Raw genomic sequence first — 13,981 nt, 5'->3', positions numbered from 1 at the left:
TTTTTGCATTAATTTCCTCAGATCTGTGAGCCTGAATGAGCTGTCATTAACAGTATTCTTCCAGCGGCCGGGCACGGCTGCTTTTAGGCTCTTCGAGATTCGACCATCTCTTCAAGCCATAGGATCTATAATCGTTATTATTTATAATTATTAACAAGCAAAAACCTTATTTATCTGAAAGACAAATCGGAAATGTGCAAAACTGCTGTTCTCTATGACGAATTAGAGTGGACAGCGGGCAGGTTCTTCGCGTCAAGTTTTCCCTGGGATAGGAGAAAAGTGCGCGAAATATTAGGCTTTGATTTAGGAGGTGTTGAAATTGGCTGGCAAAGAAGACAAGAAGTTGAAGACGACAGTATTTCAGGACGAGACCAGAATCTTTAATCCGCCAAAAGAGTTGGTAGAAAAGTCAATCGTGATGCAGTGGATGAAGAAGAAAGGGTTCAAGACTGAGAAGGAGATGCGTGCTTGGTGCTCCTCTGATGAGCATTACCTCGAGTTCTGGGACGAGATGGCAAAGACGTACGTTGACTGGCACAAGACCTATACTAAGGTGATGGACGACTCGGAGATGCCCTACTTCCACTGGTTCACTGGAGGTGAAATCAACATCACATACAACGCCGTGGACAGGCACGCCAAGGGCGCAAAGAAGGACAAAGTTGCATACATATGGATACCAGAGCCGACAGACCAGCCAGTCCAGAAGATCACCTACGGCGACCTCTATAAGGAGGTCAATAAGTTCGCAAACGGCCTCAAGAGCCTCGGCTTGAAGAAGGGGGATCGGGTCAGCATCTACATGCCCATGATACCCCAGCTTCCCATCGCCATGCTCGCCTGCGCCAAGCTCGGCGTCATCCACAGCGTGGTTTTCTCCGGATTCAGCTCCAAAGGCCTGATGGACAGGGCTGCTGACTGCGGTTCCAGAGCCATCATCACCGTGGATGGATTCTACAGGCGCGGAAAGCCGGTGCCTCTGAAGCCGAACGCCGACGAGGCAGCTGGCGGCGCTCCGTCAGTTGAGAAGATTATCGTCTACAAGCGTGCGGGCGTTGACGTTTCCATGAAAGAGGGCAGGGACGTCTGGTGGCATGATCTGGTCAAGGGCCAGTCCGAAGAGTGTGAGCCGGTATGGGTTGACCCGGAGCACAGGCTGTATATCCTCTACACCTCCGGCACAACCGGCAAGCCCAAGGGTATCGAGCACGCAACGGGCGGAAACGCCGTCGGACCGGCTCAGACGCTTCACTGGGTCTTCGACTTGAAGGACGACGATGTCTGGTGGTGTACCGCCGATATTGGATGGGTCACCGGTCACTCCTACATCGTCTACGCTCCGCTCATTCTGGGCATGACCAGCCTCATGTACGAGGGCGCTGCAGACTATCCAGACTTCGGTAGGTGGTGGAAGAACATCCAGGACCACAAGGTCACCGTCCTTTACACTGCCCCCACGGCGGTAAGGATGTTCATGAAGCAGGGCGCAGAATGGCCTGATAAGTACGACCTCTCAAGCCTGAGGCTACTGGGATCCGTCGGCGAGCCGATCAATCCGGAGGCCTGGATGTGGTATCGTGAGCACATTGGACGAGGCGAGCTCCAGATCATGGACACCTGGTGGCAGACCGAGACCGGAACCTTCCTCAACTCTCCGCTGCCCATCACGCCACTGAAGCCCGGATCGTGCACATTCCCGCTCCCCGGATATGACATATCCATCCTGGATGAGGAAGGGAATGAGGTTCCTCTGGGATCCGGAGGCAACATAGTGGCATTGAAGCCCTATCCTTCGATGCTCAGGGCGTTCTGGGGCGACAAAGAGAGGTTCATGAAGGAGTACTGGCAGTTCTACTGGGATGTTCCCGGCCGCCGCGGCGTCTATCTCGCTGGAGACAAGGCGCAGAGGGACAAGGACGGCTACTTCTTCATCCAGGGCAGAATCGATGATGTTCTCAGCGTCGCAGGCCACAGGATAGCCAACGCCGAGGTCGAGTCTGCCCTGGTGGCTCACCCCAAGATAGCCGAGGCGGCAGTAGTTGGAAAGCCCGACGAGGTTAAGGGCGAGTCGATCGTCGCCTTCGTCATTCTGAGGGTCGGAAATGAACCGTCCCCTGAGCTGGCAAAGGATGCGATCGCTTTCGTCAGGAAGACCCTTGGGCCGGTGGCTGCGCCCACGGAGGTCCACTTCGTCAACGACCTCCCGAAGACGAGGAGCGGCAAGATAATGCGCCGTGTCGTCAAGGCGAGGGCCCTTGGAAACCCGGTTGGGGACATATCGACCCTGATGAATCCAGAAGCAGTGGATGGGATCCCCAAGATCGTCTGATGGGGATCCTATTTTTTTTATCAGATTAGCGGAGCTAAAGTCTTCTTTTTCCATCAAGTCTTGATTGATTGCTTTAACGTTCTCATCCATACAATATGGCAATTTCTAAAAGCCTAGTGTTTTGTTAATCACGTTAAATAATGATAATTATCAATCATAACGTTAAGTCACCTCGATAGATTTATAAATGAAAAAACAGGTTAATTATCGATCGCTACAATATTCCCAATGGCTCCTGCTGGCTGGGATTTTGGCCCTATTGCGATAATAAAAGGAATGCCAGATGGCTGCGTTGGGCTGGCTGCCTGGCATCAGGATAGATCAGGCGGAGAGTTGGGAAGACGTGGGGATTATAAAGGAGGCTGTAAATTTGGCTGAGGAAAAAGCAACTGCAAAGACATCAGTTTTACTGGAAGAGACAAGGATATTCGAGGCACCCAAGGATCTGGCAGAGAACTCCAACGTAATGAAGTGGATGAAAGAGAAAGGCTTCAAGACAGAGCGCGAGATGCGCCTCTGGTGCTCTGCCAACTACATCCAGTTCTGGGGAGAGATGGCCAAGACCTACGCAGATTGGTTTGAGCCCTGGTCCTCAACCCTAGAATGGAAGCCACCATATGCCAAATGGTTCGTGGGCGGCAAGTGCAATGTGACCCACAACTGCGTGGATAGGCATGCCCAGGGGGCCAAGAAAGATAAGGTGGCCTATATATTCGTGCCTGAGCCCACCGATCAGCCCACTCAAAAGATCACTTATGCACAGCTGGAAAAGGAGGTCAATAAGTTCGCCAACGGCCTGAAGAGCCTGGGCGTGGTAAAGGGAGACAGAGTCATGTTATACATGCCCATGATCCCTCAACTGCCCATCGCCATGCTGGCCATAGCCAAGATTGGCGCCATTCATTGCATTGTATTCTCTGGATTTTCCTCTGGCGGCCTGAACAGCAGAATCATGGACGCCGAGGCCAAAGTGGTTATTACTGTGGATGGTTTCTACCGGCGCGGCAAGCCGCTGCCCCTCAAGCCAAATGTCGACGAAGCTACAGCTAATACCCCATCGGTGAAGAATGTAGTGGTGTGCAAGAGGACGGGCGTTGCCGTCCCCATGAAAGAGGGCAAAGATATTTGGTGGGACGACCTTGTGGCCGGAAAGTCCGACGCATGCGAGTGCGAGAAGATGGATTCAGAGGATCGCCTGTTCATCCTGTACACCTCTGGAACTACCGGTAAACCTAAGGGTATTGAGCATGTCCATGGCGGATACCAGGTGGGACCCGCTCAGACTCTGCACTGGGTCTTTGATGTTAAGGACAATGATGTATGGTGGTGCACAGCCGATATCGGATGGATTACCGGCCACAGCTACATTGTGTACGGGCCGCTCGTTCTTGGTGCAACCAGCATAATGTATGAGGGTTCTCCTGACTTCCCAGACCTGGGAAGGTGGTACAAGATAATTCAGGACAACAAGGTATCAGTCTTCTACACTGCTCCAACAGCAGTCAGGATGTTGATGAAGGCCGGAGATTCCTGGGCCAAGAAGTACGATGTTTCCAGCCTGAGGCTGCTCGGATCTGTGGGCGAGCCCATAAATCCCGAGGCCTGGATGTGGTATAGAAACACCTTTGGCGCTGGCAAGTTGCCGATTATGGACACCTGGTGGCAGACTGAGACCGGCACATTCCTGGTATCTCCCCTGCCTATAACTCCATTGAAGCCCGGCTCTGCGACATTCCCGCTCCCAGGATTCAATATCGATGTCCTGGACGAGGAAGCAAACCCGGTTCCTCTCGGCTCTGGAGGCAATATCGTCAGCAACACACCCTGGCCATCCATGCTCAGGGCCTTCTACAGAGATCCCGAGAGGTACCAGAAGGAGTACTGGTCCACCTACTGGGATATCAGGCCCGGCACATACCTGGCTGGCGACAAGGCAATGAAAGACAAGGACGGATACTTCTTCATCCAGGGCAGGATCGACGATGTGTTGAAGATTGCAGGACACAGGATCTCCAACGCCGAGGTGGAGTCGGCACTGGTATCTCACCCCAAGGTGGCGGAGGCTGCAGTTATCGGTAAGCCTGATGAGGTCAAGGGTGAGGTCATAGTTGCCTTCGTCATCCTAAGGACTGGACAGGAGGAGACTGAGGAGCTGAAGAAGGAACTGGCCAAGCATGTCCGCACAGTTTTGGGCCCAGTTGCTTATCCGGAGACGGTCTTATTCGTCAAGGATGTGCCCAAGACCAGATCCGGCAAGATCATGCGCCGCGTCATCAAGGCCAAGGCATTAGGAAAGCCCACCGGAGATCTGTCCGCTCTGGCCAACCCCGATGCAGTTGATGCCATCCCGCTCATCTGAGCGGGCATACTTTTTTATATCCTTTTTTTGTCATATTATTGTGCTGCTTACATCTAAGCATTTATTTTGGCATTCCTTTAGAAAAATATTTAAATTAATGCAAGGCAACTCAGTATTCTTGTGATAAATAATTACCATTAATTTAAGTGATGATTAATATCGCGATAACTTTATAAATGAGCAAGAAGTCTTCGATTCGAAGTTCATCGAGCTCCCTGCGACGCGCAAGATGTGCAATTAAGAGGAAAGTCGACCAGAAGAGACATTCTGAAGGTCTATAGAGTTCTCTTCAAAAACCAAGTCTGACAAAATCGGGAGCCGGGAACGCCAGATCGAGATTTGAAGGAGGTATGAAATTGGCTGAAACAGCAAAGACTGCTTCTCTGCAGGAAGAGACAAGGATTTTCAACACCCCTCAGGACATAATTGAGTATTCCAATGCATATCAGTGGATGAAGAAGAAGGGCTTCAAGACTGAGATGGAGATGCGCAAGTGGTGTTCTGATAATTATATTGAGTTTTGGGACGAGATGGCCAAGACCTATGCTGACTGGTCTGTGCCCTACACCAAGGTCCTGGATGACTCCGGCAAGCCCTACTACAAGTGGTTCACCGGCGGCAAGATCAATGTGGCCTACAATGCCGTGGACAGGCATGCCAAGGGGGCCAAGAAGGACAAGGTCGCCTACCACTTTATCGGCGAGCCCGTTGGAGATGCCAGGGATATCACCTACGGCCAGCTCTATATCGAGGTCAACAAGATGGCCAATGCCCTCAAGGGCGCTGGTGTAGTCAAGGGTGACAGAGTCGTCGCTTACCTCCCCATGATCCCAGAGCTGCCCATCACCATGCTGGCATGCGCCAAGATCGGAGCCATTCACACCATCGTCTTCTCTGGATTCTCCTCCGGCGGCCTGAACAGCAGGGTCAACGATGCTGAGGCCAAGGTTGTCGTCACCGCTGACGGCTTCTACAGGCGCGGCAAGCCACTGCCTCTCAAGCCCAATGTGGATGAGGCAATGAAGACTGCACCCTCCGTTCAGAAGGTAGTCGTCGTCAAGAGAACCGGGGTAGCAGTACCCATGACCGAGGGACGCGATGTCTATTATGATGATTTCGTGAAGGGCCAGTCCGAAGAGTGCGAGACCGTCATGCTCGATCCAGAAGACAGGCTGTTCATCCTCTACACCTCCGGCACAACCGGCAAGCCCAAGGGTATTGAGCACGCTCACGGCGGATATGCCGTCACACCCGCTCAGACAACCTCCTGGGTAATGGACGTCCACGATGATGACGTCTTCTGGTGCACTGCAGACTGCGGATGGATCACCGGCCACAGCTACGTGGTATACGGTCCCCTGTGCCTCGGCGCCTCAACCATTCTCTACGAAGGCTCTCCCGACTTCCCCGATCTGGGCCGCTGGTGGTCTATCATTGAGAAGTACGGTGTCACTGTATTCTACACCGCACCCACTGCCATCAGGATGTTCATGAAGACCGGCGAGGAATTCGTGAAGAAGTACAACCTGTCCAAGGTAAGGATCCTGGCCTCTGTGGGCGAGCCATTGAACCCAGAAGCCTACATGTGGTTCAGAAAGAACATCGGCTCTGACAGGGCACCAATCATCGACACCTGGTGGCAGACTGAGACCGGATGCCATGTCATCGCTCCTCTGGTCATGACACCCGAGAAGCCCGGCTCCGTGTGCTTCCCATTGCCCGGATTCAACACCGATATCTTTGACGAGGATGCCAACTCCGTGCCACTCGGTTACGGCGGCAACATCGTTCAGAAGACTCCCTGGCCAAGCATGCTCCGTGCCTTCTTCAGAGATGAAGTCAGGTACAAGAAGGAGTACTGGGATATGTACTGGCAGGTTAAGCCCGGCACATATCTGGCTGGAGACAAGGCCACCCGCGACAAGGATGGCTACTGGTGGATCCAGGGCAGAATCGATGATGTGCTGAAGGTTGCAGGACACAGAATCTCCAATGCTGAGGTCGAGTCCGCCGCCGTTTCTCACCCCAAGGTCGCTGAGGCAGCCGTCGTCGGCCAGCCTGATGAGGTCAAGGGCGAGAAGATCGTGGCCTTCGTCATACTCAGAGATGGCGTTGCTGAATCTCCCGAGCTCGCGAAAGAGATCTCCGTCCACGTCCGCAAGGTACTGGGCCCGGTCGCTTACCCGGACAAGGTCTACTTCGTGAAGGATGTCCCCAAGACCAGGTCCGGCAAGATCATGCGCCGTGTCATCAAGGCCAAGGCCCTGGGCAAGGAGACCGGAGACCTTTCTGCTCTGGCTAATCCCGAGTCAGTGGACAACATCCCGCGCATTGACCTGTAAGCGGGATATCACCCTCTTTTTTTTATTAATTCCAAGGATCATGCCAAATAGACGCAAAAATGAATGATTACAATTATGCTGCTGATTTGAAAGCCCAAAATTAAGGAATCGTGATAAACGGCTATATTTCCCGCCAGAGGCATTATCTGGGCAATACCATCGGCACTCCTGGACCATATGATTCCGATTTCTCCCAGCTTGCTGCGACAACAATGCTCATCCAACCATGACCTCCGAATAAACCAGGGATTCGACGCAATTGCAGATAGCCAATAGATTCGCTTTTCTCAATCAACAAGAATTTATTATGGGAAAAAACACCATAAATCTAGCTTAAAAGACCATTAAAGATAAAATAAGTCAAAAGAGAATATATCATCATAAATAGGATTCAACAAACTTATATCCTTGTAATGAAACTTAAATTAATTGTCTAAAAGGCATTACAGTGTCACAAACAATTAATCATAGGTGAATAAATCACATAAAGACAAATAATGCCTTTTAAAGCTCTAATATAGTAAGGCGATTTAAAATGGTTGATAATAAAACAGAAAATTCTGCTCAGAACCCTAATGGCGGCCTGTTCTATCCGCCTGAGGACCTTGTGGAGAGCTCCAATGTCATGGCCTGGATGAAGGAGAAGGGCATGAAGTCGGAGAAAGAGCTGAGAGCCTGGTGCTCTGAGAACTATGTCCAGTTCTGGGATGAGATGGCCAGGACCTATGCCGACTGGTTCGAGCCCTACAAGGATGTTGTGCAGTGGAAAGCCCCCTTTGCAAAATGGTTCACTGGCGGCAAGATCAATATCGCCCATAATGCCCTGGACAGGCACGCCAAATCATGGCGGCGGAACAAACTGGCCTACATCTTTGTGGGCGAGCCCGTGGGTGACGTGCGCAAGATAACCTACTACGAGCTTTACAGAGATGTCAATAGATTCGCCAATGCCCTCCAAAAGATGGGGGTCAAGAAGGGCGATCGGGTGGGAATATACCTGCCCATGATTCCCGAGCTGCCGGTGGCCATGCTCGCCTGCGCAAAGCTGGGCGCCATCCATGTGGTGGTCTTCTCAGGATTCTCCGCCGTAGCCGTCCGCGACCGCCTGGAGGATTGCCAGCCAAAGGTCCTGATCACCTGCGATGGCTCTTATCGCCGGGGGAAGCCCATCGCCACCAAGCCCCAGGCAGATGAGGCCATCGCCGGCCTTGAGTACATCGAGAAGGTGGTAGTGGTAAAGAGGAACGGCCAGGAGACCGCCATGCAGGAGGGAAGGGATGTCTGGTGGGACGATTTTGTGGCCGGCCAGCCGGCAACATTCGACACGCTGCCCATGGACTCCGCAGATCCTCTCTTCATCCTCTACACCGCCGGCGCCGGAGGCAAACCCAGAGGGATAGTTCATACCCATGCCGGAGCGAGCGTTGGCCCCGCTTTTACCTCCTCCTGGGTCTTCGATATCAAGGATACCGACGTCTACTGGTGCACAGCAGACATCGGATGGATCACCGGTCACAGCTACATCGCCTATGGACCGCTCTCTTTGGGAGCGACGAGCGTCATGTACGAGGGCTCACCCGACTACCCCGACTTTGGCCGCTGGTTCTCCATCATCGAGGAGTACGGGGTCAGTGTGATCTATACTGCCCCCACCGCCATCAGGATGTTCATGAATGAGGGGCCGAATTGGCCGCAGAAGTACGACCTCTCCACCGTCCGGCTGATGGGATCGGTGGGCGAAGCCATGAATCCCGACGCCTTCATCTGGTGGAGGAAGTATGTGGGCGGCGGGGCTGCTCCCATTATGGACACCTGGTTCCAGAGCGAGACCTGCTCTCAGGTAATAGCCCCCCTGCCCATAACCCCGCTCAAGCCCGGCTCACCCTCATTCCCCCTGCCCGGATATAATGTCCGGGTAGTGGATGAGAACGGCCAGCCATCAGCTGCTGGAGCCACAGGCGATATCATCATCACCGAGCCCTGGCCGTCCATGCTCAGGGAGATCTATCGGGATCCAGCCCAGTATAATGAGACCTACTGGTCCACTTTCCCGGGCAAATATTTCTCCGGAGATAAAGCCCGGGTGGATGAGGATGGCTACATCTGGGCCCTGGGACGGGGAGACGATGTCCTCAAGGTGGCGGGCCACCGCATCTCCAATGCAGAGGTGGAAGCCTCAGCCGAAAAGCACCCCGCAGTGAAAGCCGCTGCTGTGGTGGGCAAGCCAGACAAGGTTAAGGGCGAGAGCATTGTGGTCTATGCCGTCCTCAACCCCGGGATAGAGGGTGACGCCAACCTGCAGAAGGATATCAAGACCTTTGTACGCAAGACCCTGGGTCCGATTGCCATACCCTCGGATGTGGTATTTGTCGAGGATATCCCCAGGAACAAGGCAGGTAAGCCTGTGCGCCCCTTGATCAAAGCTCGGGCCCTTGGAGAGAAGATTGCCGACACGTCCTCTGTCGTCAATCCCAAGTCACTCGATATGATTCCGCTTCTCGGCTGAGCGGAATAACTTTTTCTTTTTGGCTCCTCGCTATTTAGTGTGGGTTCGTGCGCTAGTCACAAGAATTCGACATTTTTTCATGATCCCCTGTGCGCTCTGTGACTCTGAGGTTTTATTCAGTAACTACCATGTGTTTGAATATTCAGCTACGAATATTAACCGCAGAGACGCAGAGTTCGCAGAGACGTGGAAATTTACCTTATTACCAGCACTTGAAAAAAATAGCATATTTATGAGCAAATAGTCGTCTCCGTTCGTTCGTACTCCGTGCGCTCTGCGCCTCTGCGGTTTTATTCCGTATTCCGTAAACCACCAGGGTTAATTATCCCGCTACCCACTCGATACCTGCCCTGGCCCCCTCAACGCCGGGGAGGCTTGGATACAATCAAGATATTATATCTGATCGCCAAATCTCGCCCATGAAAGTTGGAATCGTGGTCTCCGACCGGGACGACTGGACGGCTCAGGCTTTAATGGCCTCATTTTCCCGGCGGCAGATGGATGCGACATTCCTTGATTTCTCAGAGCTTAAAAGCGGAATCGGTAAAAGGCTGGATTTTAGTTGCGGCGACGTTAACCTCCTGGACCTGGACGCCCTGGTGGTCCGCGACCTGGGGAGGCGGGGGGCGGTCGATGTCTCCTTTCGCTTCGAGGCCCTGACTGCCCTCGTGGAGTTGGGAATTTCAGTCATCAATCCCCCCGAAGCCATCTCCAGTGCGGCAAACAAGTATGCTACATCCAGGAGGCTGCATGGCGCTTCGGTGCCCACACCGAGGACTGTGGCCACCACCAGCCCAAAGATTGCCGAGGAGGCCCTTTATTCCTTTAAAACGGCGGTATCCAAGCCGCTTTTCGGCTATAAAGGAAAGGATATCATCCTCTTAAAGAGCAGCAAGCAGGCAGACATCGAGAGTCTGAGGGAGATAGTGGAGAGGAGGGGGATGGTCTACCTGCAGGAGTTTATCAATGTCACCTCCGGCTCAGCGCGCGATATCCGGGCTTTCGTGGTGGACGGCAGATTGCAGGGAGCCATCTATCGCAATGCTCCACCGGGAGAATGGATCAGCAATCTGGCGCGAGGTGGCCGGCCCACCCCCTGTCCGAAAACCCGTGAGCTGGAGGACCTGGCGGTGAGATCTGCCCGCGCCGTTGGTGCCATATATTGCGGCGTCGACCTCCTGGAGAGCAAGGATGGCCTGACGACAATAGAGGTGAACGGGACCCCCTCAGGCAAAGGGATCTATGATGCCCTGGGAATAGATGTCACAGAAGCGATAGCAGAGCATGTCTGCTCCAATCTGGATCACAGAAAGGGATGATTTCCATCAAAATAGTTATCTACGTGACCGGCCATCTCACGGAGTATGTTTACAATACTCACCGGTGCGCAGTTTGGTGATGAGGGAAAAGGCAAGGTTATAGATCTACTGGCAGAGAACTACGATGTCATTGTTCGTTTCCAGGGAGGCGACAATGCAGGTCATACGGTGGTTGTGGGAGGAAAGACATACAAGCTCCATCTGGTTCCCAGCGGCGCGATCTTCGGCCGCAGGCTTCTGATCGGGCCGGGTGTGGTGCTTAACCCCCGGGTTTTATGGAATGAAATTCAGTCCCTGGAGTCTGAAGGCATCAAGGTCGACTTGGGAATTGATCCCAAGACGACGATCATCATGCCCTATCACATCGAGCTGGACAGCCTGCGTGAGAAGGCGAGGACGGAAAAGATCGGGACCACAAACCGTGGCATTGGATTTGCCTATGTGGACAAGGTCGCTCGCGAGGAGGTCCAGATGGGTGACCTCACCGATCCTGCCTTACTGGAAGCCAAGCTGAAGGAGATCGCGCCTGGCAAGGAGAAAGCAATCCTTGATATGGGCGGCGACCCGACTGTAGTCAGATATGCGCCTTACATCGATGAGTATCTGGAGATCGGAAAGAAACTGAAGAGCAGGATCGCCGATGTCTCGCGAGAGATCAACATCGCTATCCTTGAGGAGAAGAGCGTCCTGGCTGAAGGGGCTCAAGGGGCATTTCTGGATGTCATTCACGGCACCCAGAAGTTTGTAACCTCCAGCTTCACCATCGCAGGAAGCGCCTGCGCAAATCTGGGCGTGGGCCCGGTGATGGTCGACAACGTGGTGGGAGTGATCAAGGCCTACATCACCCGGGTGGGCGAGGGGCCCATGCCCACGGAGCTAGTCGATTCCCTGGGCGAGCAGATGAGAGAGAAGGGTGGAGAATACGGCACCACCACGGGAAGGGCGCGCAGATGCGGCTGGTTTGATGCCGTCTTAGGCCTGAAGTCCGTATATCTCAACAGCTACACTGAGATGGCCCTCACCAAGCTTGATGTGCTCACGGGCATCAATCCCATAAAGATCTGCGTGGGCTACGATCTGGACGGCGATACCCTTGGCTATCCGCCGGAGAGCACCACAGACCTTGCCCGCTGCAAGCCCATCTATGAAGAAGTGCCCGGCTGGACGGAGGATATAACCGAGGTCAAAGACTATGACGATCTGCCCGAGAATGCCCGCGATTATGTAGAAAAGCTCGAGGACCTGCTGGGTGTGGAAATATCTGCGGTATCGGTTGGACCGGGAAGAGAGCAGACCATATTCCGGGATATGGAGGAAGAATGAAATCTGCATCTCTTCCTTTTATCTAGAGCTAAAAGACTCCTAATGCTTCTTTTTAAGAAACTGGATGAGATCCTTCAAATCCATGGCATTGATCAGGTCCTTTTTTTCCAGCCAAGCTCGCCTGGCGACGTTAATCCCGTATTTCATGTTTAGAAGTTGCCCGGCGTCATGGGCATCGGAGTTGATGCTCATCTGAACTCCCATCTCCTTTGCCGCCCGGGCATTGACATCATTCAGGTCCAGGCGGCTGGGATGAGCATTGATCTCCAGGGCGGTACCGGTTTTTGCCGCTGCCTCTAAAACCGCATGAAAATCCATATCCGATGGCTCTCGCTGGTTGATGATCCTTCCCGTTGGGTGGCCAATGATATCTACGTTCTGGTTTTCTATGGCCGAGATCAGCCTTCCGGTTATCGTCCTCTCCTTCTGCTGCTGGGCCATATGGACCGAGGCAACAACGACATCCATCCTTTCCAGAAGATCATCGGGATAGTCCAGACTGCCGTCTGCCTTTATGTCCACCTCCGCACCCATCAGGACGGTGATCCCTTCCAGGCTATCATTTGCCTCTGCCACCGCCTCGATCTTCTCCTCCATCTTCTCTCGTCCGATCCCTCCGGCGATGCCTACCGATGGGGAATGGTCGGATAATGCGATATACTCATAGCCCAGAGACCGGGCGGCTTGGGCCAGCTCGATGATGGAGGCTCTGCCGTCCGACCAGATGCTATGGACATGCAGATCTCCCCGAATATCCTTCGCCTCGACGAGCCTGGGCAGCCTCCCTCCCAGCGCCGCCTCGATCTCTCCCCGGTCCTCTCGCAGCTCAGGCGGTATGTACTGCAGGCCCAGGGCCTGGTAAACCTCTTCCTCCTGATCGAAGAACAGATCCTGGCCATTGGCCAAGCGGGTGAGGGAGTACTCGCTCAATGAGTAGCCGCGATCGAGAGCAAGCTGGCGCATGCTGACATTATGCTCCTTGGAGCCGGTGAAGTACTGAAGCACGGTGCCATAGGACCGGTGCTCGACTATCCTCAGGTCCACCTGGATGGTATCATTCATAATGACGCTCGCTTTGGTGGGACCCTTGGCCAGGACCTCCTCTACTAAAGGCATCTTCACAAAAGCCGCCACGATCTCCTCCGGCCTTGCAGCAGTGGCCAGAATATCGATGTCTCCAACGGTTTCCTTTCGTCGGCGGTAGCTTCCTGCGGCAGTGGCATGCTCCAGGCCCTCTATGCCTCCCAGATATGTCAGGATCTCATCAACAATGCTCTCAGCAGTGCTGTAGAGAATGCGATTGCTGCGCTTCCTGTACCTTTCGATGGATTTCAGTATATTCTTCTCGCGCACCACGCCCATTCTGGGAAGCCGGCGAATACGGTGCTCCCTCGCAGCTTTCTCCAGCTCATCCAGGTTGGTTATATCCAGCTTCTCATGGAGCATAAAGACCGTCTTTGGGCCTAAACCTGAGATCTGGAGAAGCTCGGCCAGGCCCTGCGGTGTATCCGCCAGGAGGTCTTGATGAGACTGAATCCTGCCGGTGCGCAGGTACTCTTTGATCTTCTCAGCGATCGCTTTCCCAACGCCAGGAATGCCCTCCAGCCTTCCATCCCTGCAGACCTGCTCGATATCCTCTGTTAGGGATTCGATTGCCCTTGCAGCTCTGCTGTAGGCTATTATCTTGAAGCGATTCTCTGCATGCAGCTCCAGGAGCTCTGCCATTTGGTAGAGAATGCCAGCAATCTCGCGGTTCTTGACGGAATCGATCACAAAAACGGATTGATCACTTGTGGTATAAGA

Annotated in this window: 7 protein-coding genes; 6 read left to right on the top strand and 1 reads right to left on the bottom strand. The window is 53.5% G+C overall.

All coding sequences use genetic code 11. The features are described 5' to 3' along the window. The first annotated feature begins 310 nt into the window (after window positions 1-310). From acs (MCON_RS02430) to MCON_RS02405, 6 genes are all read left to right on the top strand, one after another. Window positions 311-2,329 carry an acetate--CoA ligase gene (gene acs / locus MCON_RS02430; RefSeq protein WP_013718460.1) on the top strand — a complete coding sequence of 673 codons (2,019 nt, stop codon included), beginning with the start codon at window positions 311-313 and terminating at the stop codon, window positions 2,327-2,329. 370 nt (window positions 2,330-2,699) lie between these two features. Continuing rightward, window positions 2,700-4,688 carry an acetate--CoA ligase gene (acs, locus tag MCON_RS02425; RefSeq protein WP_013718459.1) on the top strand — a complete coding sequence of 663 codons (1,989 nt, stop codon included), beginning with the start codon at window positions 2,700-2,702 and terminating at the stop codon, window positions 4,686-4,688. Window positions 4,689-5,038: 350 nt separating this feature from the next. Next, window positions 5,039-7,030: an acetate--CoA ligase gene (gene acs, locus MCON_RS02420; RefSeq protein WP_048131716.1), complete on the top strand. Its 1,992-nt coding sequence runs from the start codon at window positions 5,039-5,041 to the stop codon at window positions 7,028-7,030. A 535-nt stretch (window positions 7,031-7,565) separates the two neighbouring features. After that, window positions 7,566-9,536 (top strand): acetate--CoA ligase, encoded by a 1,971-nt coding sequence (gene acs, locus MCON_RS02415; RefSeq protein WP_013718457.1) that lies wholly within the window; start codon window positions 7,566-7,568, stop codon window positions 9,534-9,536. Between the two features lie 419 nt (window positions 9,537-9,955). After that, window positions 9,956-10,855 (top strand): tetrahydromethanopterin:alpha-L-glutamate ligase, encoded by a 900-nt coding sequence (mptN, locus tag MCON_RS02410; RefSeq protein ID WP_013718456.1) that lies wholly within the window; start codon window positions 9,956-9,958, stop codon window positions 10,853-10,855. A 45-nt stretch (window positions 10,856-10,900) separates the two neighbouring features. After that, window positions 10,901-12,178 carry an adenylosuccinate synthase gene (locus tag MCON_RS02405; RefSeq protein WP_013718455.1) on the top strand — a complete coding sequence of 426 codons (1,278 nt, stop codon included), beginning with the start codon at window positions 10,901-10,903 and terminating at the stop codon, window positions 12,176-12,178. A 39-nt stretch (window positions 12,179-12,217) separates the two neighbouring features. On the opposite strand, the gene polX is transcribed toward MCON_RS02405, so the two are convergent. Continuing rightward, complete coding sequence (polX, locus tag MCON_RS02400; RefSeq protein ID WP_013718454.1) at window positions 12,218-13,951, bottom strand: DNA polymerase/3'-5' exonuclease PolX; 1,734 nt, start codon at window positions 13,949-13,951, stop codon at window positions 12,218-12,220. Window positions 13,952-13,981: the final 30 nt, after the last annotated feature.

The sequence above is a fragment of the Methanothrix soehngenii GP6 genome (genome assembly GCF_000204415.1).
Taxonomy (GTDB): Archaea; Halobacteriota; Methanosarcinia; order Methanotrichales; family Methanotrichaceae; genus Methanothrix; species Methanothrix soehngenii.
The sequence above is the reverse complement of the archived record's forward strand: the minus strand, read 5'-3'. Positions and strand labels throughout refer to the sequence as shown.

Bases quoted from the DNA above. Each gene is read 5' to 3' on its own strand.
- acs (WP_048131716.1), top strand. From the start codon at position 5,039: ATGAAATTGGCTGAAACAGCAAAGACTGCTTCTCTGCAGGAAGAGACA.
- acs (WP_013718457.1), top strand. From the start codon at position 7,566: ATGGTTGATAATAAAACAGAAAATTCTGCTCAGAACCCTAATGGCGGC.
- mptN (WP_013718456.1), top strand. From the start codon at position 9,956: ATGAAAGTTGGAATCGTGGTCTCCGACCGGGACGACTGGACGGCTCAG.
- MCON_RS02405 (WP_013718455.1), top strand. From the start codon at position 10,901: ATGTTTACAATACTCACCGGTGCGCAGTTTGGTGATGAGGGAAAAGGC.